This window comes from Arthrobacter nitrophenolicus (genome assembly GCF_000332815.1).
In the GTDB taxonomy this organism is placed as follows: Bacteria; Actinomycetota; Actinomycetes; order Actinomycetales; family Micrococcaceae; genus Arthrobacter; species Arthrobacter nitrophenolicus.
Window position 1 is genome coordinate 48,621 of sequence record NZ_AOFD01000019.1, and the last position, 22,286, is coordinate 70,906.

Annotated in this window: 21 protein-coding genes and 5 pseudogenes; 13 read left to right on the forward strand and 13 right to left on the reverse strand. The window is 66.4% G+C overall.

Features of this window, described 5'->3' with window-relative positions:
* Positions 1–2 precede the first annotated feature (2 nt).
* On the forward strand, positions 3–896 hold the full coding sequence (locus G205_RS08940) for a DNA-methyltransferase (protein WP_009357709.1): 894 nt from the start codon (positions 3–5) through the stop codon (positions 894–896).
* Between the two features lie 47 nt (positions 897–943).
* On the opposite strand, the gene G205_RS08945 is transcribed toward G205_RS08940, so the two are convergent.
* Together G205_RS08945 and G205_RS08950 are read right to left on the reverse strand one after the other, a co-directional pair.
* Positions 944–1,303: a hypothetical protein gene (locus G205_RS08945; RefSeq protein WP_009357710.1), complete on the reverse strand. Its 360-nt coding sequence runs from the start codon at positions 1,301–1,303 to the stop codon at positions 944–946.
* Positions 1,304–1,403: 100 nt separating this feature from the next.
* Entirely contained in the window at positions 1,404–2,270 is an 867-nt protein-coding gene (locus tag G205_RS08950) for a PHP domain-containing protein (protein WP_009357711.1), read from the reverse strand.
* 79 nt (positions 2,271–2,349) lie between these two features.
* On the opposite strand from G205_RS08950, the pseudogene G205_RS08955 reads away from it, so the two are divergent.
* Positions 2,350–3,929: pseudogene (locus G205_RS08955) on the forward strand (aminopeptidase P family protein).
* A 79-nt stretch (positions 3,930–4,008) separates the two neighbouring features.
* Here the strand turns inward: G205_RS08955 and G205_RS08960 are convergent.
* On the reverse strand, positions 4,009–4,962 hold the full coding sequence (locus G205_RS08960; RefSeq protein WP_009357712.1) for a YflT domain-containing protein: 954 nt from the start codon (positions 4,960–4,962) through the stop codon (positions 4,009–4,011).
* A 77-nt stretch (positions 4,963–5,039) separates the two neighbouring features.
* Here G205_RS08960 and G205_RS08965 point away from each other — a divergent pair, with 77 nt between their 5' ends.
* Genes G205_RS08965 through G205_RS08975 form a run of 3 tightly spaced genes read left to right on the forward strand, consistent with a single transcriptional unit; the run spans position 5,040 to position 8,150 of the window.
* Positions 5,040–6,323, forward strand: coding sequence for a magnesium transporter MgtE N-terminal domain-containing protein (locus tag G205_RS08965; RefSeq protein WP_009357713.1), 1,284 nt, complete (start codon positions 5,040–5,042; stop codon positions 6,321–6,323).
* The gene (locus tag G205_RS08970; RefSeq protein ID WP_009357714.1) at positions 6,307–7,008 is read left to right on the forward strand and encodes a DUF1003 domain-containing protein; all 702 of its coding nucleotides are present in this window, start codon (positions 6,307–6,309) and stop codon (positions 7,006–7,008) included. The genes G205_RS08965 and G205_RS08970 overlap by 17 nt, the downstream gene beginning before the upstream one ends.
* A complete protein-coding gene (locus G205_RS08975; RefSeq protein ID WP_009357715.1) occupies positions 7,008–8,150 on the forward strand; it encodes an Mrp/NBP35 family ATP-binding protein in 1,143 nt (380 codons plus the stop codon). Before G205_RS08970 ends, G205_RS08975 begins: the two co-directional genes overlap by 1 nt.
* 44 nt (positions 8,151–8,194) lie before the next feature.
* Here the strand turns inward: G205_RS08975 and G205_RS08980 are convergent, their stop codons facing one another.
* The 3 genes from G205_RS08980 to sigE all read right to left on the reverse strand — a co-directional run bounded on the left by G205_RS08980 (position 8,195) and on the right by sigE (position 10,163).
* Complete coding sequence (locus G205_RS08980; RefSeq protein ID WP_009357716.1) at positions 8,195–8,605, reverse strand: twin-arginine translocase TatA/TatE family subunit; 411 nt, start codon at positions 8,603–8,605, stop codon at positions 8,195–8,197.
* Positions 8,606–8,674: 69 nt separating this feature from the next.
* Positions 8,675–9,460 (reverse strand): hypothetical protein, encoded by a 786-nt coding sequence (locus tag G205_RS08985; RefSeq protein WP_009357717.1) that lies wholly within the window; start codon positions 9,458–9,460, stop codon positions 8,675–8,677.
* Between the two features lie 88 nt (positions 9,461–9,548).
* A complete protein-coding gene (gene sigE, locus G205_RS08990; protein ID WP_035752576.1) occupies positions 9,549–10,163 on the reverse strand; it encodes an RNA polymerase sigma factor SigE in 615 nt (204 codons plus the stop codon).
* Positions 10,164–10,392: 229 nt separating this feature from the next.
* On the opposite strand from sigE, the gene G205_RS08995 reads away from it, so the two are divergent.
* The gene (locus tag G205_RS08995) at positions 10,393–11,025 is read left to right on the forward strand and encodes an O-methyltransferase (protein WP_009357719.1); all 633 of its coding nucleotides are present in this window, start codon (positions 10,393–10,395) and stop codon (positions 11,023–11,025) included.
* A 68-nt stretch (positions 11,026–11,093) separates the two neighbouring features.
* Here the strand turns inward: G205_RS08995 and G205_RS21050 are convergent, their stop codons facing one another.
* From G205_RS21050 to G205_RS09010, 4 genes and pseudogenes are all read right to left on the reverse strand, one after another.
* Complete coding sequence (locus G205_RS21050; protein WP_009357720.1) at positions 11,094–11,261, reverse strand: DUF3117 domain-containing protein; 168 nt, start codon at positions 11,259–11,261, stop codon at positions 11,094–11,096.
* A 232-nt stretch (positions 11,262–11,493) separates the two neighbouring features.
* Positions 11,494–12,773, reverse strand: a pseudogene (locus tag G205_RS09000) (hypothetical protein).
* The gene (locus tag G205_RS09005; RefSeq protein WP_009357722.1) at positions 12,770–13,201 is read right to left on the reverse strand and encodes a DivIVA domain-containing protein; all 432 of its coding nucleotides are present in this window, start codon (positions 13,199–13,201) and stop codon (positions 12,770–12,772) included. The pseudogene G205_RS09000 and the gene G205_RS09005 overlap by 4 nt, the downstream one beginning before the upstream one ends.
* 48 nt (positions 13,202–13,249) lie before the next feature.
* A pseudogene (locus tag G205_RS09010) lies at positions 13,250–14,030 on the reverse strand (LOG family protein).
* 103 nt (positions 14,031–14,133) lie between these two features.
* Between G205_RS09010 and G205_RS09015 the strand changes: the two are divergent.
* The 4 genes from G205_RS09015 (at position 14,134) to G205_RS09030 (ending at position 17,425) form a co-directional block, all read left to right on the forward strand.
* Positions 14,134–14,889 (forward strand): amino acid ABC transporter ATP-binding protein, encoded by a 756-nt coding sequence (locus G205_RS09015; RefSeq protein ID WP_035752578.1) that lies wholly within the window; start codon positions 14,134–14,136, stop codon positions 14,887–14,889.
* Positions 14,890–14,973: 84 nt separating this feature from the next.
* Positions 14,974–15,858, forward strand: coding sequence for a glutamate ABC transporter substrate-binding protein (locus G205_RS09020; protein WP_009357724.1), 885 nt, complete (start codon positions 14,974–14,976; stop codon positions 15,856–15,858).
* 80 nt (positions 15,859–15,938) lie between these two features.
* The gene (locus tag G205_RS09025) at positions 15,939–16,589 is read left to right on the forward strand and encodes an amino acid ABC transporter permease (protein WP_009357725.1); all 651 of its coding nucleotides are present in this window, start codon (positions 15,939–15,941) and stop codon (positions 16,587–16,589) included.
* On the forward strand, positions 16,586–17,425 hold the full coding sequence (locus tag G205_RS09030) for an amino acid ABC transporter permease (RefSeq protein ID WP_009357726.1): 840 nt from the start codon (positions 16,586–16,588) through the stop codon (positions 17,423–17,425). Before G205_RS09025 ends, G205_RS09030 begins: the two co-directional genes overlap by 4 nt.
* 63 nt (positions 17,426–17,488) lie before the next feature.
* On the opposite strand, the gene dapE is transcribed toward G205_RS09030, so the two are convergent.
* Positions 17,489–18,676 (reverse strand): succinyl-diaminopimelate desuccinylase, encoded by a 1,188-nt coding sequence (gene dapE, locus G205_RS09035; protein WP_009357727.1) that lies wholly within the window; start codon positions 18,674–18,676, stop codon positions 17,489–17,491.
* 51 nt (positions 18,677–18,727) lie between these two features.
* Here dapE and dapD point away from each other — a divergent pair.
* Together dapD and G205_RS09045 are read left to right on the forward strand one after the other, a co-directional pair.
* Positions 18,728–19,754, forward strand: a pseudogene (gene dapD / locus G205_RS09040) (2,3,4,5-tetrahydropyridine-2,6-dicarboxylate N-succinyltransferase).
* Positions 19,755–19,760: 6 nt separating this feature from the next.
* Positions 19,761–20,608, forward strand: a pseudogene (locus G205_RS09045) (transglycosylase SLT domain-containing protein).
* Between the two features lie 38 nt (positions 20,609–20,646).
* Here G205_RS09045 and G205_RS09050 read toward each other — a convergent pair.
* Both G205_RS09050 and G205_RS09055 read right to left on the reverse strand, forming a co-directional pair.
* Positions 20,647–21,258, reverse strand: coding sequence for a hypothetical protein (locus G205_RS09050; protein WP_009357728.1), 612 nt, complete (start codon positions 21,256–21,258; stop codon positions 20,647–20,649).
* Between the two features lie 94 nt (positions 21,259–21,352).
* On the reverse strand, positions 21,353–21,970 hold the full coding sequence (locus tag G205_RS09055; RefSeq protein WP_035752580.1) for a TetR/AcrR family transcriptional regulator: 618 nt from the start codon (positions 21,968–21,970) through the stop codon (positions 21,353–21,355).
* 103 nt (positions 21,971–22,073) lie between these two features.
* On the opposite strand from G205_RS09055, the gene G205_RS09060 reads away from it, so the two are divergent.
* A partial coding sequence (locus G205_RS09060; RefSeq protein WP_009357730.1) for an SDR family NAD(P)-dependent oxidoreductase occupies positions 22,074–22,286 on the forward strand: 213 nt, incomplete at its 3' end.

Genomic DNA, 22,286 nt, shown 5'->3' on the forward strand with positions numbered 1-22,286 from the left:
CGATGACTGACACTGTTTGGGCGCCGGACGGCGGCAGCCTGGTGGTGCACGCGGACAACGCGGAGTACCTCCCCACGCTGCCGGACGGCGCCTTCACACTGATTTATGTGGATCCGCCCTTCAATACAGGCAGGCCACAGCGGCGCCAGGAAACCAGGATGGTGGCCAATGCCGAGGGCAGCGGCGACCGCGTCGGCTTCAAGGGCCGCTCCTACGACACCATCAAAGGTGCCCTGCACCGCTACGATGACGCGTTCAGCGACTACTGGTCCTTCCTGGAACCGCGGCTCGTCGAGGCGTGGCGCCTGCTGGCGGAGGACGGGACGCTGTACCTGCACCTGGACTACCGAGAGGTCCACTACGCCAAGGTGATGCTCGATGCCATCTTCGGCCGGGAATGCTTCCTGAACGAGATCATCTGGGCCTACGACTACGGCGCCCGCGCCAAGAACCGCTGGCCCACCAAGCACGACAATATCCTCGTCTACGTCAAGAACCCCGCCAAATACCACTTCGACAGCGCCGAAGTGGACAGGGAACCCTACATGGCCCCCGGCCTGGTCACTCCTGCCAAGCGGGAACTCGGCAAGCTGCCCACGGACGTCTGGTGGCACACCATCGTCTCCCCCACCGGCAAGGAAAAAACCGGCTACCCCACGCAGAAGCCGGAGGGACTGGTCCGGCGCGTCGTCGCCGCGTCAAGCAGGCCCGGCGACTGGTGCCTGGACTTCTTCGCCGGCTCCGGCACCCTCGGCGCGGTGGCGGCCAAGCTGGGCCGCAAATTCGTCTGCGTGGACCAGAACCAGCCCGCGGTGGACATCATGGCAAGGCGGCTGGGCGCACACGCCACCCTCGCGTCGTTCCCACCCCACCCTGCCGCGCAGGTGTCCTTGTAGGGGGCCGTTAAGGACACCTGCTGCGGCTTATTGCGCCTGCGGTTCCGCTAGCAGGTTTCCAGCAGCTGGATTCCGTGGTCCCCCTGGCGGTTGTCCAGGACGGCTCCGCTGGATTCGCAGATGGCGTTGACCAACAGGGCATAGCCCTCGCCGTTCTGGAAATTGCCGTCGTCGCCTGCGCCTTCCGGGACGGTTCCCGGGGGCAGGAACACCCAGGCACCAGCTTCCAGCACGTAAGCCCAGTTGCCCTGCACATGGACGTGGATGTCGGGGCCGGGTATGAACACGTAGTCGCTGCCCGTGTAGGCCGACCGGCTGACGTTGGCACAGTCCAGCGCATTGGCTGCGGTGGGGACAAACATGAAAACGACGGCCAGACCAGCCGCGGCAAGTGATTTCCTGAACATGATTCTTCTCCGTCTACCGTACGAAATATTGCATGGTGACGAGACCTTTTTTGGCACCGAAAGCCACCCCGGCAAGCGAAAGACTACTCAGGCGGGACCATTAGTCAAGGTGCGCGGAGCTTCCCCGCACAACGGCGGTCCCCGTGCCCAGTTCCTCGATCCTGGCCAGGGCTTCCCGGGACGTGAGGTTCTCGCCCAGCAGGTTGGGTTTGCCGGTGCCGTGGTAGTCGGAGGAACCCGTTACCAGCAGGTCGTGCTTCGCGGCGAGCCGCCGGAGGAAGGCCCGCCCTTCCTCCGGGTTGTCCCGGTGGTCGATCTCCAGGCCAGCCAGGCCGGCGTCGATCATTTCCCGGTAGGTGCGCTCCCCCACCGTCCTGCCCCGCGCGGTCGCCACCGGATGGGCAAAGACAGGCACGCCGCCGGCGGCGCGGACGAGCTCGACGGCGGTGGCGGGGTCGGGTGCGTAGTGCTGGATAAAGTAGCGCGAGCGTGAGGTGAGGATGGTGGCGAAGGCTTCGGAGCGGTCCTCCACCACACCGGCGGCCACCAGCGCGTCGGCGATGTGGGGACGGCCGAGGGTCGCGCCGGGCGCCACATGGTGGATGACGTCGTCCCAGGTGAGCGGATAGTCCTCGGCGAGGAGCGTGACCATCCGCTCTGCACGCGTGAGGCGGGCGTCCTTGGCCTTGGTGATCTCCTCCAGCAGGCCCTCGTGCGCGGGGTCGTGCAGGTAGCTCAGGAGGTGCACGCTGATGCCTTCCGAGGTCCGGCAGGACACCTCCATCCCGGGCACCAGGGCCACTCCGTGCTCAACGGCTGCAGCGGATGCTTCCGCCCAGCCGTCCGTGGAGTCATGGTCGGTCAGTGCCACCACGTCCAGCCCGGCGCGGGCGGCGGAGGCCATCACGTCGGCGGGTTTCTCCGTGCCGTCGGAGACATTGGAGTGGGCATGCAGGTCAATCCTCACCTGTCCAGACTAGTTGACCGGCCCCGCCCCCGGCGGAAGCCCGTTCGCATCGCCGCGGAGCTGGTGAGACGATGGTGCCGTGAACGATGCCGAAAACACCCTGAACTCTGCTTCCCAGCCGCTGGAAGAGCGTGTCAACAACCGCTCGCAGCGGCCCAGTTCCGACGCCTTCAAGGCCTTCATGGCCAGCAACTGGGCACCGTCCAGCGAGGAGCTGCCGGACCGTGACGCCGTTGCTGCCTACGCCGCAACCCGGCGCAAAGCCATCTCCGCCAAGTTCAAGGGCGAACGCCTGGTGATCCCCGCGGGGCCATTGAAGGTCCGCTCCAACGACTGCGACTACCGGTTCCGGCCGTTCTCCGGTTTCGCCCACCTGACCGGCCTGGGCCTGGACCACGAGCCGGACGCGGTCCTGATACTTGATCCCGTCGGGGAGGGTAAGGGCGACGACGGCGGGCACCACCGTGCCACGCTCTACTTCCGTCCGCTGGCCGGCCGGGATACGGAGCAGTTCTACGCCGACGCGCGGTCCGGGGAATTCTGGATCGGCGCCCGGCCCACGCTGGCCGAGTTTGAGGCACGTCTGGGCCTGGCGACGGCCCACATCGACCAGCTGGAAACAGCCGTCACCAAGGATGTTGGTGCCCCGGAAATCGGCGGCATCTCCATCCGGCTGGTGCGCAAAGTGGATGAAAACATCGACGCACTTGTGGACACCGCCCGGTACAACACCGCCAGGGACCCGGAAAACCTTGACCTGGGCGTGTTCGACGCCCTGGACGAAAAGCTCAGTGAGGCCCTCTCCGAGCTGCGCCTGCTCAAGGACGAGTGGAGATTGAACAGATGAAGACTGCCGTGGCTGCCACCATTGAAGGCTTCGAGGAAGTGGTGAAGTCACTGCCCCGCGCCCTGACCCATGCCCGGGGTGAACGGGTAGTGGAGGGGGCCTTCTTCGCACGGGCACGAGAGGTGGGCAACGAACTGGGCTACGACACCATCGCGGCCTCCGGCAACAATGCCACCGTGCTGCACTGGACCCGCAATACCGGGAAGATCCACGCGGGCGAACTGCTGCTGCTGGACGCCGGCGTGGAGGTGGACTCCCTGTACACCGCTGACATCACGCGCACCCTGCCGGCCAGCGGGGTCTTCAGCGACGTGCAGCGGAAGGTCTACCAGGCAGTGCTGGACGCCGCGGATGCAGGGTTCGCCGCGGCCCGGCCCGGCGCCAAGTTCCGCGACATCCACACTGCCGCCACTACCGTGCTGGCCGAACGGCTCGCCGAGTGGGGCCTTCTGCCTGTCAGCGTGGAAGAGGCCATCAGCACCGACGGCCAGCAGCACCGGCGGTGGATGCCCCACGGCACCAGCCACCACCTCGGTCTGGACGTCCATGACTGTGCCCAGGCCAAGCGGGAACTCTACCTGGACGGCATCCTCACCGAAGGCATGCTGTTCACTATCGAACCCGGCCTGTACTTCAAGGCCGAGGACCTGGCGATCCCGGAGGAATACCGCGGCATCGGTATCCGGATCGAGGACGACATCCTGATGACGGCCGACGGACCGGTCAACCTCAGCGCCGCCCTGCCCCGCAAGCCGGCGGACGTGGAGGACTGGATGGCCGGGATCTACCGCGAAGCTGACAGCGCACAGTAGTACCGATATACAAAAGCGGGGCCACCCGGGGACTGGATCAGTCCCCGGGTGGCCCCGCTTTGTTGCGAACGGGACGCGCCTACTGGCGCGGATCCGCCGGCCGCTGCGGTCCTTCAGGGCCATGGCCGCCCTCGGTACCCGGCAGGTTCTCGCCCTGGGCCGTTTCCTCGGGGTGTCCCGAAACGGGAGCAGCGCCGGGCTGGGCAGGCCCGGCGGCGGGAGCCTGGGGCAGCCGGACGCCGTACTGCGGCCGGCCATCCGGCAGGTCCGGGTAACGGACCGAACGCGCCGGCGCGGGTGCCTGCTCCTGGCGCGGGCCGCCGTCGTAATCCTGGCCGCCCTGCTGCTGGCCGCCTGGGTGGCCGCCGTCCTGTGCGGAAGACCCCGTGGACTGGCCGTACGGGTCCTGCCAGCCGGACGGGCGTGCAGGTCCCTGCCCCGGCTGCTGGTGGTGCTGGTCCGGCTGGTACGGCTGGTTGTAGTAGTCACGCTGCGTGTAGGGTCCGCTGCCGGCGGCCGCATCGGAACGGGTCATCGGGAGCTGCTGCAGCAGCCGGCGGGCCTCATGGGCGGCTTCCGGCGACACGATGACGTCGTAGCTGGTGGCAACCACCTGGCTGGTGGAGGTGAAGTCCCGCTTGCCGCGCTGCATGGCGTAGGTGACGATGCCAAACAGCATGAAGAACGCAGCGCCCATGAGCACGGAGGTAAGGATGGAGAAGTACCCCGGCGACGGTGCGAAGAAGGACAGCAGCACACCGACGAACAGGCCGAACCACATGCCGCTCAACGCTCCCGAAAGAGCCACCCGGGGGTAGCTCAGGCGCCCCGTCACCCGCTCCACCATCTTCAGTTCGTTGCCCACGATGGATACCATCTGAACCGGGAACTGCTGGTCCGCGAGGTAGTCCACCGCCTTCTGGGCATCCAGGTAAGAGTTGTAGGAGCCGACGGTGTCGCCGGTGGGAACGGCCCTGGCTTCGTCCATGCCGTTGGGGCCACCTGCCTTGGGAGCACCAAAAATGTTTGCCATACCCCCATTCTTGCCCATCAGCATGCATGCTGCCTGGGAATTCAGCTAAAAGAGAGCAGACTCGGTAGCCTGTAGGAGTGAGCACAACACCTACCCGCGTCTTCGTTGCGCGCCTGCTGGGACTCGACGTCTTCGACCCGCTGGGTGACCGGCTGGGCCGGCTGCGCGATGTTGTTGTGCTGTCCCGCGGAACCCAGGGCGCCCCGCATGTGGTGGGCATCGTGGTGGAGGTGCCGGGAAAGAAGCGTGTGTTCGTTCCGATGACGCGCATCACCTCTATCGACCAAGGCCAGATTATCTGTACCGGCCTGGTGAACCTGCGGCGCTTTGAGCAGCGCGGTGCGGAAACGCTGGTGGTGGCCGAGATGTTCGACCGCCGCGTTACCCTCCGTGACGGCAGCGGCGACGCCACCATCGAAGACATCGCCATGGACCAGGGCCGTTCCGGCGACTGGTTCGTCAGCAAGCTGTTCGTCCGGCGCGGACATTCGCTGTCCCCCCTCAGCCGGCTGCGCCGCAACGAGACCCTGATCATTGACTGGGCAGACGCCTCGCAGGGCCCGCGCACGGAGCCGCAGGCCGCCACCCAGTTCGTGGCAAACCACGAGGACCTCAAGCCCGCAGACTTCGCCGAGGCCCTCCAGGAAATGAGCGACAAACGCCGCTTCGAGGTGGCCAGCGAGCTCCAGGACGAGCGACTGGCCGACGTCCTGCAGGAACTCCCGGAGGACGACCAGGTGGAGATCCTCTCCGCCCTGGACGTCCAGCGCGCCGCCGACGTGCTGGAAGAGATGGATCCGGATGACGCCGCAGACCTCCTCGGCGAGCTTCCCTCCGCGCAGGCGGAGGAGCTCCTGCAGCTGATGGAGCCGGAGGGCGCCGAGGACGTCCGGCGCCTGCTGGAATATGACGAGGACACCGCGGGCGGCCTGATGACGCCGGTGCCGGTCATCCTGCCGCCGGAGGCCACCGTGGCAGAGGCGCTGGCGCATGTCCGCCGGGAGGAACTGTCCCCGGCCCTGGCCTCCTCCATCTTCATTGCCCGGCCGCCGCTGGAAACCCCCACGGGACGTTTCCTGGGCGTGGTGCACATCCAGCAGCTGCTCCGCTTTCCCCCGTACGAGCCCCTGGGAAACCTGGTGGACAAGAACCTGGAGCCTTTGTCCGACCAGGCACACATCAGCGAGGTGGCCCGGACCCTCGCAACGTACAACCTGAACTCCCTCCCGGTGGTCAACCACACCGGCCGCCTTGTGGGGGCGGTGACTGTTGATGACGTCCTTGATCATCTGTTGCCGGATGATTGGCGCGCCCATGATGGCGAAGCCCCGATAAGAAAGCTCGGTGGACGCATTGGCTGACAGCAGCGCTCCAAAGAACCCGAACCAGAGGGTCCCCGGCCGGGGTACGGCGAAGGGCGGCAGCCTGGACACGCCGCTGAGCGGACGCCAGCGGATCCTGCCCAAGTTCTCCCCGGATCCGGACGCTTTCGGCCATGCCACCGAAGGTTTCGCCCGCTTCATGGGAACGCCGCAGTTCCTGGTCTACATGACGGTGTTCGTCGTCGTCTGGCTCGCCTGGAACACGTGGGCTCCGCTGGAGTGGCAGTTCGATTCCAAGGACCTCGGGTTCACCCTGCTGACCCTGATGCTGTCGCTGCAGGCCTCGTACGCTGCGCCCCTGCTGCTGCTGGCCCAGAACCGGCAGGACGACCGGGACCGGGTGTCGCTGCAGCAGGACCGTCAGCGTGCCGAACGCAACCTGTCCGACACTGAGTACCTCACCCGGGAACTGGCGTCGCTGCGGATCGCACTGCGTGAGGTGGCCACCCGCGACTACGTCCGGGCCGAGCTGCGGTCACTGCTCGAAGACATCCTGGAGGCGCAGGAGGAACTGCGCAGCCATGACCAGACGGGCCCGGGCAGCCACGAGTCCCCCAAGGACAAGGTCAAGGACAAGCTGCGCGAGCAGCGCGACCGGCAGCGCAATCCTCGAACGCAGCAGATCCCCCGGATTAAGCCCGGCCACTCCAACCAGGACCGTTAATGAATGAACGTACCGCCAACTCCGGGTTGGCCGATGCAGTCACGGCTGCGCTTTCCACCGTCATCGACCCCGAGCTGAGGCGTCCCATCACGGAACTGGGAATGGTGGACTCGGTAACGGTCTCCGACGACGGCAGGGTCAGCCTGACCGTTCTGCTCACCATTGCCGGCTGCCCGCTGAGGGACACCATCACCGCCGACTCCGAAAAGGCGCTGGGGGCTGTACCGGGCGTCACCGCCGTCGACGTGGACCTGAAAGTCATGGACCAGGCGCAGCGGGACGCCCTCAAGGAAAAGCTCCGCGGCGCCGGCGGCCAGCGTGGCATCCCGTTCAACCAGCCCGAATCCCTCACCAAGGTCTTCGCCGTGGCCAGCGGAAAGGGCGGCGTGGGGAAGTCTTCCGTCACCGTGAACCTTGCGTGCGCCATGGCCGCCCAGGGCCTGCGGGTGGGCATCGTGGACGCGGATGTCTATGGCTTTTCCGTTCCTGCCCTGATGGGAATCACCCAGTCACCCACCCGCGTGGACGACATGATCCTGCCGCCCGTCGCCTACGGCGTGAAGGTGATCTCCATCGGCATGTTCGTCACGGGCAACCAGCCCGTGGCCTGGCGCGGGCCCATGCTGCACCGCGCCCTGGAGCAGTTCCTTACGGACGTCTACTTCGGCGACCTGGATGCCTTGTTCCTCGACCTTCCGCCCGGCACCGGGGACATCGCCATTTCGGTGGCCCAGCTGCTGCCCAAGGCCGAGATCCTGGTGGTGACCACTCCCCAGGCCGCGGCAGCGGACGTCGCCGAACGCGCCGGCGCCATCGCCACCCAGACGGGGCAGAAGGTGGCAGGCGTCATCGAGAACATGTCCTACCTGGAGATGCCCGACGGCGGCCGGATGGAATTGTTCGGAAGCGGCGGCGGCGCGGTCCTCGCCGAAAGGCTGACGGCCACCGTGGGCGCGGAGGTGCCGCTGCTGGGACAGATTCCCCTGGACATCCAGCTCCGTGAAGGGGGCGACACGGGAGTTCCGATCGTGATTGGCCAGCCGGGAACGCCTGCGGCTGCTGCCTTGTCAGGGATCGCCGGCCGGCTGGCTGCGGTGCCGCGGGGCCTGGCGGGCATGAAACTGGGGCTCCAGCCGCGCTGATAATCGGGCCGGTCCGAGGCCGCGGATGGTGAAGCGCGGGATTCCTAGGTGGCTTCGGTATCGTACGGCGCGGCTTCGCCTGGCGGGAGGGACTGCACCACGCGCTGCGGCCGTGCCGGAGCCGCATCCACGGCGGCAACGGCTGCCGCTCCGGAGACGGCGGCCACTGCGGCGGGTGCTCCCGCACTGACGGGTTTGGAATCGTCGTCGAGAAGCGCTTCCTTGATGATGCGCCGGGGATCGTACTGGCGGGGATCGTACTTCTTCCAGTCGACATCATCGATGTCGATGCCCACTTCTTCCTTGATCTGCTCGCGGGCGCCGGACGCCATGCGGCGGACTTCCTTGACCAGGTTCGCCAGTTTCTGGGTGTATTCGGGCAGCCTTTGGGGGCCGATCACCAGGATGCCGATGAGCAGCAGAAGAAAGAACTCCGGGCCGTTGATTCCAAACACTTTAGGAAGATTACCCTCTCCGGGCTGCCGGTGACGATTTCCGTCCCGCGGGTACGGACCATACCTGTATCACCGGGTAAGAAGGGCAACGATGTTGTTGATCCCGCGCTGCATCCGTGCGCCGAGGGACTCCCCGTGTCCGGACCCGTCCGGTTCCTGGCCGGCGGCGGCCGCCACCCCGGCAGTGGACTGGTTGCCCAGCTGCTGCAGGATCGGCACGGCGTCATCCGCCTGGTCTGCGGGGAGGTTGGACTCGTAGGTGAAAGTGCGGGCAGGTGTCCGGTAGGTGGCCGTCCATGGCGAGGTCCCGCCCAGTTGCAGCGGGCTGCCGTGCTGGCCGGAGACGGCCTGGCCCTGGGCGCCGGTGGCGTGCTGCTCGGTGACGGTGGCGTAATGGGAGCCGTCGGTGAGCCGCAGGGACACAGCGGGCTGGCCGTCGACGACCACTGCCCTGGCGGACTCGAGATGGAAGCCCATTGCTTCCAGCTCCGGGCACGCCCAGCCCTCGGCCCGCAGCCTGCCGAGCTGTTCCTCCGTCAGCGCCCGGCCGTCCGCGGGAGTCTGCGAGGAGACCTGGGACAGCGCCGCCGAGGTGGCTGCGCCGGCCGTGGGTTCCGGGTCGCCGGCGGCAGCGAAGGCGCCTACGGCCAGGACGCCGGCGGCCGCAACAGTGCTTCCGGCCGTGACTGCCAGCATCCGGACTGCAGTCCGCGGCGCCGGAGCGTGCGTGGCCACTGGCAGTGGCTCTGCAGCCAGTACCGACGTGCGTGCGAGCAGGCGCGCGGTCAGGTCGTCGCTGGCCGGGGGGATGGGCGCCTGCCTCAGCCGCTCCAGGTACTGGCGTTCACGGCGCACGGCAGAGGCACATTCATGGCACGCCGAAAGATGGCCGGGGGTTCTCTGGTGCCTGCCGCCGAGGGGGAAACGGGACCTCATGCGCCGATCAGAGGATGCCTGCTATGCGCGGCATGGAAAGCTTGCGCCGCGTCTGCTGCGGACGCGGGTCCCGGTGGGCGAGCTTCTCCCGGAGCATGGTGCGGCCGCGGTGGATGCGGGACCGGACGGTGCCCAGCTTCACGCCCAGCGCCTCCGCCACCTCGTCGTAGGACAGTCCCTCCAGGTCGCACAGGACAACGGCGGCCCGGAAGTCCGGCGGCAGTTCTTCCAGCGCAGCCTGGACGTCCAGGTCCAGGTTGTTCAGCTCAAAGCTCTGCTCCGGCCCCGGCTCGCGCCCCGGCAGGCGTGACTCCGCGTCCTCGGCCAGCGCATCGAACCGGATGCGGGTCTTGCGCCGCGCCTGGTCCAGGAACAGGTTGGTGGTGATGCGGTGGAGCCAGCCGTCGAGCGTTCCGGGCTTGAAGTTGTCCAGCGACCGGAACACCCGGACGAACACCTCCTGGGTGAGGTCTTCGGCGTCGAACTTGTTGCCTGTCAGGCGGTAGGCCAGCCGGTACACTTTGGCCGAGTGGTTGGTGACTACCTCTTCCCAGGTAGGACGGACCCAATCGGCGTCGGGATTATTTGTTGCAGGGACAGGTGCCACAACTGAAGATGACATCGTCCACTCCCCTCGTGGAATGCTAACGCCCGGATACTGTTGACATCTCTGATTCGGCGCCGATCACCTTTTGGATGAGCGGATAATTATCATTTCAAACTTGGCTGGGAATTTCCTGACTGCCGGACATTTCAGCCGTGGGCGCAACAGCCCGCCTCCGCTGCCGTTTCGCCGGAACACAGTAGGCTGTAGGAGACACTCCCCCCTTCCGCCCAGAAAGCGAATATTCATGAGCGCCGACAAGTCCATCAGCTGGTCCTATGCAGAAGATCTGCCCGCTGAGGATGAGGTCATGCTTCGGGCCAGGGAGCGCTCCTTCGAACTGGGGGTCACGCCCATCGGGCCGGGCGTCGGGGCTGTCCTCACCGTCCTCGCCGCGGCCTCGAAGGCGCAGACCGCCGTCGAAATCGGCACCGGCGCCGGGGTGTCCGGCGTATGCCTCCTCCGCGGGCTTGGTCAGCAGGCGGTCCTGACCACTATCGATGTCGACGTCGAACACCTCAAGGCTGCCCGTGAGGCTTTCGCCGAGGCCGGCAGCCCCGCCAACCGCACCCGGACCATCTCCGGCCGCGCCGGTGATGTGCTGCCGCGGCTGACGGACGCAGCGTACGACCTGGTGTTCATCGATGCGGACAAGCCGGGCCTGCCCGGTTATGTGGAGCAGGCCATCCGGCTCCTGAAGCGGTCCGGGCTGCTGATCATCAACGATGCCCTGGACAAGGACAAAGTGGCCAACCCTGCGGGACGCGAGGCAACCACGGTGGTGCTCCGCCAGGTGGGGAAAGCCATCCGCGACGACGAACGGCTGGCGTCGGCAATGCTTCCCACCGGAGACGGCCTGCTGGTGGCCGTCAAGAAATAGCGTCCGGAACAGGCGCAATAGAAAGGACAGGGTCCGCAGCTGCAAGCTGCGGACCCTGTCCGGCACGATTATTCGGTAACGCCTACCAGGCATTCCTTGAGGTTTGCCGCCTCGGCAGCGTTCAGTTCGACCACAAGGCGCCCGCCGCCCTCGAGCGGGACGCGCATGATCAGGCTGCGGCCCTCCTTGGTGACTTCCATTGGGCCGTCGCCGGTGCGTGGTTTCATCGCCGCCATGAGGAATTCCCCTCCATTTTGTCCCAGGACTGATCAGCCCGGGCGGGCTGTGTCCGCATGTCGATCAAGCCGCTATGGCGGGCTGCTTTTACCGCCAAGGCTGCGCGTATTCTGAATGCTTTTTGTCCTTGCTTACTTACCATTATCGCGGAATTACCCGCACGTAGCTAATCGATGGAGATTTTCGGTGTGCCTATATTCCCGCGCTGACCTGCGGGGGGAGTTTCCGGAACTAGGGCGGGTAATCTCCGCCGCCCGGCAATTGCGCCCAAGCCCAAAGCCACACGATCCACACGATCTGGAGCAGCAGGAACATGGTGACCACCGTTCCCCGATAGGCCCTTGACCTGGACAGCAGCACGGCCCCGAGCGCGAGCGGAAACAGCGGGAGCAGCATGCGGAAGGTACTGGTTTGCGGATGCAGGAATGCCACGAGGTAGCCCATGTAGCAGGCGCACCACAGCCGGAGTTCGACGCCGAGGCGCACCACGGGCGGAAGGAACAGCATCAGCCCGAACAGGGCAACGAAAACAAACGGCGCAAGGAGCCCCAGCACGGGACCGAAAAGGTCGACGCCGGCATCGAACCACGGCTTGAACGGCACCAGGTCGTGTCCCCGCCAGGCCGTTTCAGTCTTGGTGTAGGCCTGGAAGTCGCCCGTCGCGGCCCAGGCCGCTGCGGGCCAGGCAAGGGCCGAGACCCCTGCAACAGCGGTCAGCACAGCCAGCGAGATAAGGTCCCGGATGGAGTGCGCTTCCCCTGCATCTACGCGTGAGCCCGCTCCGCGGAGACCCCCGGACAGGGGGAACCGCTGCAGGAACCGGAAGACGATGACGAGCCCGAGCATGAGCGCGAAGGGTACGCCCACGGGACGGGACAGGCAGAGCAGCACCACCACCGGAACAGCCCACAGGTACTGCCGGCGCACCACCAGCAGCAAGGCGCCCGCCAGGAGCAGCAGGGACAGCGGCTCCGCGTACGGCACCTGCAGCACTGCCGATACCGGGAACGTGGCGAAGAAGGCGACCCCCCATAGCGCAGCAGCATGGGGTGCCTTGTGGCGGAACAGGGTGTAGACCAGCAGTGCCGCACCCCAGCCGGCCAGCATGGCGATGATGGTGAGTGAGGCCGCGGGGCCCAGTCCCGTAAGGCGTCCCAGCCTCCTGCGAGCGCGGGAAACAGGGGGTAGAAAGCCCAGGCGTTCTCCTGCACGGTGCCGGAGGCGTCTGTGGGCAGGACCGACGGATAGCCGTTGGCGATCACCTCGCCGTACCAGCGGGCGTCCCAGATGTTGATGAAGTTCCAGTAGTCCGGCTTCGCCGGGAACCAGGGGTTGGGCCCCTGGTGGAGTGCGGCCGCCATGAAGATGCACGCACTGACCAGCCTGGCACTGATGTAGATGGCCGAGACCTGGGCCCACCACGGCCAGCTGCGCATCGCTGCTCCGGCCCGGTCCGCCAGCGCCTGGGCGGAAGAAGCGATGCCCGTCCTGCGCCGGGCCACGGTACTCACCGGCCGTCCTCGCCTGAGGTGGCCTTCCCGCCGTCGGGCGTTCCGGCGGACCCGCCGCCGTCCGATCCCCCATCCAATCCCCCGCTGCCGGCGGCAGGCTGCTTCTCACAGGCCTGCAACCGGGCGCGCAGCTCTTCCACCTCCTGCTCCCTGGCTGCCAGCTGGTCGCGGAGCTCGTCGAGGACCTGGTCCACCTGGTCCATCCTGTAGCCCCGGAGGCCCAGCGAGAAGCGGACGCGGTCCACGTCCTCGGGGGCGGCACCGGCAGGCAGAAGCACCGGGGGAAGATTGGCCGGGGGCTGTTCGAACCCGCCGTCCAGCAGCACCGGCAACGGCCGGTCACCGGCACCCCTGGCACGGCGCCCCAGGCTGGCCCAGGCAACTGCCCCAACCAGCACAATGGCAAGGAAAACCAGAAAGAAGCTCACCGTTCCATCGTGCCAGACCCGGCCCGCCGTCCTGGACTGCCTGTAAAGCTACTCCGGCCGCTGCTCGCCGTTAAGGGACGGCGTAATGCCCGCCTGCAGGACGCGGTTCACAGCCTCGCCGGGATCGTCCACCAGCTGTATCAGGTCCAGGTCCTTTTCGGAGACCATTCCTTCGGCCACCAGGGTTCCCCGGATCCAGTCGATCATGCCCCCAGAATTCGACGCCGAGCAGGACGATGGGGAAGGACGTCACCTTCCGGGTCTGCACCAGCACCATGGCCTCGAACAGTTCGTCGAGGGTTCCCAGGCCGCCGGGGAGCACGATGAACCCCTGGGCGTACTTGACGAACATGGTCTTGCGGGCAAAGAAGTACCGGAAGTTGATGCCCAGGTCCACCCACTGGTTCAGGCCCTGCTCGAACGGCAGCTCAATGCCCAGCCCCACGGAAACGCCGTTGCCTTCAACCGTTCCGCGGTTCGCGGCCTCCATGGACCCGGGTCCCCCGCCCGTGATGACCGCGACGCCGGCCTCCGCCAGCTTCCGGCCGACCTCGACGCCCATTTCGTAGTAGGCGCTGCCCGGCTTGGTGCGTGCCGAACCGAAGACGCTGACCGCCTTGCCGATGTCCGCAAGCGCACCGAACCCCTCCACGAACTCGCTTTGGATTCGCAGGACCCGCCACGGATCCGTGTGGACGAACTGCCCGGGGCCCTTGGTATCAAGCAGATGCTGGTCCGACATTTCCACCGCCGCCTGCTTGCGGCGCAGCTCGAGGGGCCCCTTACGGCGCGGCTGGGAGTTCTTGGCCGGATCTGCATTGATGCTCATTCCCCTAGGCTAACCTCCCGTGGCAGGTATCTCTTGAATCACGATCCGCAGGAACCTGGGGTGATTCCCGTCATAACCACCCGCAGTTCGCTAGATTCTTCCTATGACTACTCTTGTGCCCGGCGATACCCTCGTTTCCCTGCAGGCCGTCAATAAGCATTACGGCCAGCTGCACGTTTTGAAGGACATTAATCTTCAGGTCCGCAAGGGCGAGGTGGTTGTGGTCATCGGGCCGTCCGGCTCCGGTAAGTCCACGCTGTGCCGCGCCATCAACCGCCTGGAAACCATCGAAAGCGGAACCATCAGCATTGATGGGAAGGTGCTTCCCGAGGAGGGCAAGGAACTCGCCCAGCTCCGTGCCGACGTCGGAATGGTTTTCCAGTCGTTCAACCTCTTTGCCCACAAGACCATCCTTGAGAACGTCACGCTTGGTCCCATCAAGGTCAAGGGTGTTCCCAAGGGCACCGCGGACAAGGACGCCATGGCGCTCCTGGAACGCGTGGGCGTTGGGCACCAGGCGCCCAAGCTTCCGGCACAGCTTTCAGGCGGCCAGCAGCAGCGTGTTGCCATCGCCCGTGCCCTGGCCATGAAACCCAAGGTGATGCTCTTCGACGAGCCCACGTCGGCGCTGGACCCCGAGATGATCAATGAGGTCCTGGACGTCATGATCCAGCTCGCCAAGGAGGGCATGACCATGATCGTCGTCACCCATGAGATGGGCTTCGCCCGCAAAGCCGCGGACCGCGTTGTCTTCATGGCCGACGGCCAGATCGTCGAGGACGACACCCCGGAGGAGTTCTTTACCAACCCCAAGAGCGACCGGGCCAAGGATTTCCTTTCCAAGCTCCTCACGCACTGAAACCCGCGCCACCCAACACCCGAACCCACCACACTCAAGTTCGCACCCAGGCCGTGACCCACGGCCATCAATGAAAGGAATGTCATGAAGGCATTTACCAGGCGGAAGTCATTCTTCGTGGCGGCTACCGCTGCCCTCGCCCTGTCCCTGAGCGCCTGTGGCGGCGGCGGCACCGGGACCACGGATGATCCCACTGTGGCGGAAAAGCCCACGTTCGCGGCAGGCACCACCATGGAGAAGCTGTCATCGGCCGGCACCATCAAGATCGGCACCAAGTTCGACCAGCCGCTGTTCGGCCAGGTGGGCCTTGACGGCAAGCCTGTTGGTTTCGACGTCGAAATCGGAAAGCTTATCGCCGCTGAGCTGGGCATCGCCGCGGACAAGATTGAATGGTCCGAGACCGTATCCGCCAACCGCGAACCGTTCATCGAGCAGGGCAAGGTTGACCTGGTGATCGCTACCTACACCATCAACGACAAGCGCAAGCAGGTTGTCGACTTCGCCGGCCCTTACTACGAAGCCGGCCAGGCACTGATGGTCAACAAGGACAACGACACCATCAAGACCCCCGAAGACGTCAAGGGCAAGAAGGTCTGCTCGGTGACCGGTTCCACCCCCGCTGCCACCATCGTGGACAAGTACGGGGCTGAACTCGTTCCGGCGGCTACCTACTCGGCCTGCCTTGAACCGCTGCGCAACAAGCAGGTGGAAGCCATCACCACGGACAACGTGATCCTGGCCGGTTTCGTGGACAAGGAGCCGGACGCCTTCAAGCTCGCTTCCGACGAGACCTTCACCAAGGAACCGTACGGCATCGGCCTGAAGAAGGGTGACACCGAGTTCCGCAACTGGATCAACGACCAGCTGGAGAAGTTCGAGGAGAACGGCTCCTACGAGAAGGCCTGGGAAGCAACCGCAGGTTCAGTCATCAAGACGGCTCCCGACCTGCCCGAGATTGACCGCTACTAAACCAGCCGCACGTTGCCGGGGCCGCCTGACGGCCCCGGCAACGTCCGCTTCCCCGTCCACGCCCACAGCCGAAGGATCCAATGGACGTCATTCTTGAAAACCTCCCCCTGTATTGGAACGGTTTTCTCCGCACACTTTTCCTTTCCGCCGTTTCCGGGGTCATCGCGCTGGTGCTCGGCACCCTGCTCGCGGCAGCCAGGGTTTCCCCGGTGGCTGCGCTCCGCGGCTTCAGCACGGTTTACGTGGAGGTACTCCGCAACACTCCGCTGACCATCGCCTTCTTCTTCGCAGCGATCGTCCTCCCCCGGCTCGGGGTCAAGTTCGAACAGTTCGAAGTCGCAGCAATCATTGCCCTCAGTACCTACACCGCAGCGTTCATCGCCGAAGCTGTCCGCTCAGGTGTCAACAGCGTCCCGGTGGGGCAGGCCGAGGCCGCCCGCAGCATCGGGATGAAGTTCGGCCAGGTCCTGAACCTGATCATCCTTCCGCAGGCGCTGAGGACGGTGGTCCCGCCGCTGATCAACATCCTGATCGCCCTGGTCAAGAACTCCTCGGTGGCCGGCGCGTTCTTCGTCCTCGAACTGTTCGGCTACGGACGCCAGCTGGCCAACGCCAACGGTGACGCCGTCATCGCCGTCCTGCTGGGCACTGCATTCTTCTATCTGCTCCTCACCGTTCCGCTGGGCATCCTGGCCAGCACGGTGGAACGAAAGGTGGCGATCGCCCGATGAGCTCCGTCCTTTACGACGTTCCGGGTCCCAAGGCCCGCCGTGTTTCCCTGATCGGTTCCATCGTGGGCTCGCTGCTGATCCTTGGCCTGCTTGCGTGGATCATCATGACCCTGGCCCAGCAGGGCATCTTCGAAGGCCGGCGCTGGCAGATCTTCACCCGCGCCGACGTCTGGACGCTCCTGGCCAACGGCCTGGGCGCAACACTCAGTGCGGCAGCCCTGGCGGCCGTCATCGCCTTCCCCCTGGGCCTGCTGCTGTGCCTGCTGAGGATTTCGGATGCGGCCATCATCCGGATCCCCACCCGGGTGGTGCTGGAGTTCTTCCGCGGCATGCCCGTGGTCCTGATGATGCTGTTTGTCCTGCTGGGCTTCGGCACGTCACCGTTCATCGCGGTGGTCACCGGCCTGGTGCTGTACAACGCAGCGGTCTTTGCCGAAATCATCCGCGCCGGCGTGCAGTCCCTGCCCCGCGGGCAGCGGGAAGCGGGCCTGGCTATCGGACTGACCAGCTTCAAGTCGCGCATGCTCATTGAGCTTCCGCAGGCCATCCGCCGGATGATGCCGTCCCTGGTGGCACAGATGGTGGTGCTCCTGAAGGACACCTCGCTCGGCTACATCGTGGCCTACGGCGAGCTGCTGCGTGCCGTCCAGGTCATGGCGGACTTCCTGGGCACGCAGTTCCTGTTCCCGATCTTCTTCGTGGCGGCGGCGATCTACATCGCCATCAACATCCTCGTCTCCCGGCTTGCCGTCTGGATCGAGCGCCGCGGTTCCAAGAAGGCCGCCGGAGGTGTGGCCAAGGCTGAACCCGAAAAGGCCGAGGCCCCGGTTCCCTAACAGTTCCAAACGGAATGGCCCGGACCGGCAGGTCCGGGCCATTCCCAGTTAATCCAGAGAGTTTTATCGTCCGTTTGTCCCCGCCAGCCAGTCCTGCAGGGCCGCGAGGCATTTGCGGATGGCGTCGGCGTGGACATGTTCGTTGTCCTTGTGCGCCAGCAGCGCGTCCCCGGGACCGAAGTTCACGGCCGGGACGCCCAGCTCACTGAAGCGTGCGACGTCGGTCCAGCCGTATTTCGGCTTGGGCTCGCCTCCCACGGCGGCAATGAAGGACGCGGCGGCCGGGTGCTGGAGGCCCGGCCGGGCGCCTGCCGCGGCATCGGTACGGACCACATTGAAGCCGTCCAGCAGTCCGCGCACCACCGCTTCCGCCTGGTCGGGCGTCTTGTCCGGGGCAAACCGGTAGTTGATCTCCACCACGCAGCGGTCCGGAATGACGTTGCCGGCGGTTCCGCCGTTGATCCTCACGGCGTTGAGGCTTTCGCGGTAGTCAAGGCCGTCGACGGTGATGGTCTGTGGCTCGTAGGCTGCCAGCCGGGCGAGGATGGGCGCCGCGGCATGGATGGCGTTGCTGCCCATCCAGGCCCGGGCCGAGTGTGCCGCTTCCCCCACGGTTGTCGCTTCGAAGCGGCTGGTGCCGTTGCAGCCACCCTCTACGGTGCCGTCTGTGGGTTCCAGGAGGATGGCGAAGTCGCCGTGCAGCAATTCTCCGTGGTTGCGGACCAGGCGGCCGAGGCCGCTCTTCACCGCTTCCACTTCCTCGTTGTCGTAGAAGACGAAGGTGACGTCCCGCCCGGGCTGCGCGCCGCCGTCGAACATTGTTGCCGCCAGGGCAAGCTGCACCGCCACCCCGCCCTTCATGTCGGTGGCGCCGCGGCCGTAGAGGACCCCCTCCCCCCGGATGCCGGACTCCCAGCTGGAAGGCACAGTGCCCTTCGCGTTCTCGGCAAGCGGCAGCGGGACGGTGTCCAGGTGCCCGGCCAGGATGACCCGCTCGGAATGCCCCAGCTCGGTGCGGGCGATGATGGCATCACCGTCGCGGACAACGGTGAGCTGGGGGATCTGCAGGAGGGCCGCTTCGACAGCGTCCGCGAGTTCTTTCTCGTTTCCGGAGACGCTGTCTATGTCCATGATGGCCGCAGTCAGCAGCGCCACGTCCTGCCGGAGATCCAGCCGGGCCGGCGCGGCGTGCCGGCTGGGGTCCTGGGTGGAGAGGGCGGTGGCGGGGTCCGGAGCGGTTTCGGCAGTCACGAAGCCAGTCTAGTTCGAACCCGGCGCCCGGCCCTCGATAGACTGGAGCACATGACTGAGACCGCTTCTTCTGCCGTGCCCGAAACCTTGAACTCCTCCACCGACGAACGCTCCGCCTATGGCTTCGGCGTGGCCACCGTCGCCACCGCCAACGGCGAGGCAACGGTGCTGGACGTCTGGTTCCCTGCACCGGCCCTCGGTGTTGCCGCCGAAAACCTGCGTTCAGTGGAGAACGCCGACGAGGCCCTGACGCAGATCGCGGAAAACGGCACCGACGAGGACCGCGGCACGGAGCAGAAGGTGGTCTTCGTCCAGGTCAACCTCGACGAGGCTCCCGCCGACACCGCCGACGCCTACCTCCGGCTCCACCTGCTCTCGCACCGCCTGGTCCGGCCCAACACGATCAACCTGGACGGCATCTTCGGCAAGCTGCCCAACGTCGTCTGGACCAACTTCGGCCCCGCCGCCGTCGAAGGCTTCGAACTGACCCGCGCCCGGCTGCGCCGCCGCGGCCCCGTCACCGTCTACGGCATCGACAAGTTCCCGCGGATGGTGGACTACGTGGTCCCCGCCGGTGTCCGCATCGCCGACGCCGACCGCGTCCGCCTCGGCGCACACCTCGCCGCCGGCACCACGGTCATGCACGAGGCTTCGTGAACTTCAACGCCGGAACCCTCGGCACCTCCATGGTGGAAGGCCGCATTTCGGCTGGCGTCGTCACCGGTGACGGCAGCGATGTGGGCGGCGGCGCCTCCATCATGGGCACCCTCTCGGGCGGCGGCAAGGAAAAGATCACCATTGGCGAGCGTGTGCTGCTGGGCGCCAACTCCGGCGTCGGAATCAGCATTGGCGACGACTCCGTGGTGGAGGCCGGACTGTACGTGACGGCAGGCACCCGTGTCCGGGTGCCTGGCCCCAAGGACGAGGTGGGCGAGGACACCACCAAGATCGTGAAGGCCGCGGAACTCTCCGGGGTCCCCAACCTGCTGTTCCGCCGCAACTCCACCACCGGTGCCGTGGAGGTTCTTCCCCGTAAGGCCAGACCGTGGAACTGAACGACGCACTGCACGCCAACTGATTCCCGGTGGCACGCAGACGCGGCCTGCACCGCCTCGCGGTACTCCTGCTGGCCCTCGCCCTGGTAGCAGGCGGCATCTATGCAGCAGTGTTCTTCGTGCAGCGCTCCGAGACCCTTGTCTCGGAGCGCTGCACCGCCGTGGTCGGTGAACGGACGGCCGAACTGGCTCCCGACCAGGCCGTAAACGCCTCCCTGATTACCGCCGTCGCGGTCCAGCGGGGGCTGCCGCCGCGGGCGGCCAGTATCGCCCTGGCTACCGCCATGCAGGAGTCCAAGCTGCGGAACATCGGCCACGGCGACCAGGCCGGGCCGGACTCGCGGGGACTCTTCCAGCAGCGGCCGTCGCAGGGCTGGGGCACCGAGGAACAGGTCATGGACCCCTACTACGCCGTCAACGCCTTCTATGACGCGCTGGTCCGGATTCCGGGCTACGAAACCATGGAGATCACCGACGCCGCGCAGCAGGTCCAGCGCTCCGCCTACCCCACTGCCTACGCCCAGCACGAGGACATGGCAGGTTCTTCGCCTCGGGCCTGTCCGGCCAGGCACCGGAGGCGGTGCACTGCACGCTGCGTTCCAGCGAATCAGCCGGTGACGCTACCGCTGTCTCGGCCGAACTTGACCGCGCCTACGGTTTGGGCAGCACGGTTGAGGGGCAGACCGTGGTGGTGGAAGCCAGCGGCAGCCAGGCCTGGTCTGTGGCGCACTGGGCGGTGGCCAACGCCAAGGGCCTGGACGTGACCCAGGTGGAGGTGGCAGGCCGCAGCTGGGACCGTACCGAACGCAACGGTTGGCAGGAATCTGCGGCCCCGGAAGGCCAGGTCCGGATTACGGTGGCGGCGCAGGACGCCTGAGCTTCGGCCCTGGGCTGGCTAAACTCCGGCCGCACCGGCTAGACGAGGATTTCGACGACGGGCTGCACGTAGCTGCGGAAGAGCTCCGGCTGGCTCATGAGTTTACGGCTCATGATGATCTTGTCCGGTTCCAGGTACCACGCGCGGTCCTCGTTGAGCGGCAGTTCAATGATGGTCAGCGTGAAATCACGCGAATCCCGGCCCACCTCCAGGAGCCGGTCATCCACCATGTCCTCCAGCAGCTGGTTGGTTCCGCTGGCAACCCGCTCCGCCTCCAGCTCCGCGTATTCGCTCCGCCGTTCACGGGCCCAGGTGAGGGCTGCGCCGAAGTGGGCCTGCAGGACGCGCTGGAGTGCCGGTGAGTTGCCGAACGCAGCGAAGTCGGGTGGCGTGAGTTCGGGCGAGGTCTGGGGGTGGGCCTTGAGGAGCTGCTCCCACCACGCCTCCCACTCTGTCTTGAGCGCGCTGAGGCCGCCGACGTCGGCCGTAAGGTGTGTGTGGTCGGCGGGGCGAATCTTGGGTGAGGCATGGGACAGTGCCGGGTGGCCGGCGCCGTTCAGTCCAGCGGTGTCGCGGACGTACAGGGCGATCATCATAGGCCCGGACGTGTCCGTGGTGATCTGCCAGCCTGTACCCGTTGCCTGATGCATCCCTAATCCCTTCCCTGACGCGCCTCTGCCGGGTCTGGTGATCCGGTTCTGCGCCCTCCCCCGGCTATCAGTCTATTCCCGCTCCCTGCCCACGTTAACGCCCCCGGGCTCCCAACCCGTTAAGGTGCCGCTCCAAAACGCCGTCGACCATCTCCGAGGTGATCCACCCGGGGTGGAGCAGGGCGTGCAGGCACAGCCCGTCGAGGGTGGCCAGCAGCCGTTCGGCTTCCAGCACCACGTTGTCCTCCGCTTCCTCCGCCGGCACCAGGGTGGCCACCACTTGGCCAATGATGGCGGCCACTTCCCGGTGGCTCCGGTCCGCGACCGGCGCGAGGAAGGGCCGGATCCTGGCGGCGTTGCGGAAGGCCAGCCAGGCACAAACGTCGAGTGCCCGCGCCTCGTCCAGGGGCAGGGCGCCACCCAGCAGGGCCAGTACCGCCGCACGCTGCCCGCTGCTGCCATGCGCCGCAGCCGCGAGGTGGTGCATGCCGTCCCGCAGCCGCGCCACGATGCGGTCCACCACCGTGGCGAAGGAGTAGGCCAGCAGTTCGTCACTGTTCGCGAAGTAGTGCCGGACGGAGCCGACTGCCAGGCCGGCCTCGTCCGCGACTTCGCGCAGCGACGCCCGTTCCAGCCCGTCCACTGCGATGATGCGCAGGACCGCTTCCACTACTTCCTGGCGGCGGGCATGGGCGTCAACAATTTTAGGCACCCCTCTTATTTAGCACACTTGTGCTTCCATCACGGCCGCGCGTGGCCTGCCCGGCATCCGGAACGCGACGGTGGCAGCGTGCCCCGTGGGATAGCGTGGAGGCATGAAGATTCTGGTTACCGGGGGCACCGGTTACATCGGTTCCCACACTGTTCTTTCCCTGCAGGAAGCCGGCCATGACGTGGTGGTCCTCGACAACCTGGCCAACTCCAGCGAAGAGTCCCTGCGCCGGGTGGCCGAACTCAGCGGCAAGGCCACCGAGTTCCACCACGTGGACCTGGTGGACGAAACCGCCGTCGAACGCGTCTTCGCCGCC

What these genes read in the sequence shown, in the direction of transcription:
- G205_RS08940 (WP_009357709.1), top strand. Translation starts at nt 3, where the DNA reads ATGACTGACACTGTTTGGGCGCCGGACGGCGGCAGCCTGGTGGTGCAC.
- G205_RS08945 (WP_009357710.1), bottom strand. Translation starts at nt 1,303, where the DNA reads ATGTTCAGGAAATCACTTGCCGCGGCTGGTCTGGCCGTCGTTTTCATG.
- G205_RS08960 (WP_009357712.1), bottom strand. Translation starts at nt 4,962, where the DNA reads ATGGCAAACATTTTTGGTGCTCCCAAGGCAGGTGGCCCCAACGGCATG.
- G205_RS08975 (WP_009357715.1), top strand. Translation starts at nt 7,008, where the DNA reads ATGAATGAACGTACCGCCAACTCCGGGTTGGCCGATGCAGTCACGGCT.
- sigE (WP_035752576.1), bottom strand. Translation starts at nt 10,163, where the DNA reads ATGTCATCTTCAGTTGTGGCACCTGTCCCTGCAACAAATAATCCCGAC.
- G205_RS08995 (WP_009357719.1), top strand. Translation starts at nt 10,393, where the DNA reads ATGAGCGCCGACAAGTCCATCAGCTGGTCCTATGCAGAAGATCTGCCC.
- G205_RS21050 (WP_009357720.1), bottom strand. Translation starts at nt 11,261, where the DNA reads ATGGCGGCGATGAAACCACGCACCGGCGACGGCCCAATGGAAGTCACC.
- G205_RS09015 (WP_035752578.1), top strand. Translation starts at nt 14,134, where the DNA reads ATGACTACTCTTGTGCCCGGCGATACCCTCGTTTCCCTGCAGGCCGTC.
- G205_RS09020 (WP_009357724.1), top strand. Translation starts at nt 14,974, where the DNA reads ATGAAGGCATTTACCAGGCGGAAGTCATTCTTCGTGGCGGCTACCGCT.
- G205_RS09025 (WP_009357725.1), top strand. Translation starts at nt 15,939, where the DNA reads ATGGACGTCATTCTTGAAAACCTCCCCCTGTATTGGAACGGTTTTCTC.
- G205_RS09030 (WP_009357726.1), top strand. Translation starts at nt 16,586, where the DNA reads ATGAGCTCCGTCCTTTACGACGTTCCGGGTCCCAAGGCCCGCCGTGTT.
- G205_RS09050 (WP_009357728.1), bottom strand. Translation starts at nt 21,258, where the DNA reads ATGCATCAGGCAACGGGTACAGGCTGGCAGATCACCACGGACACGTCC.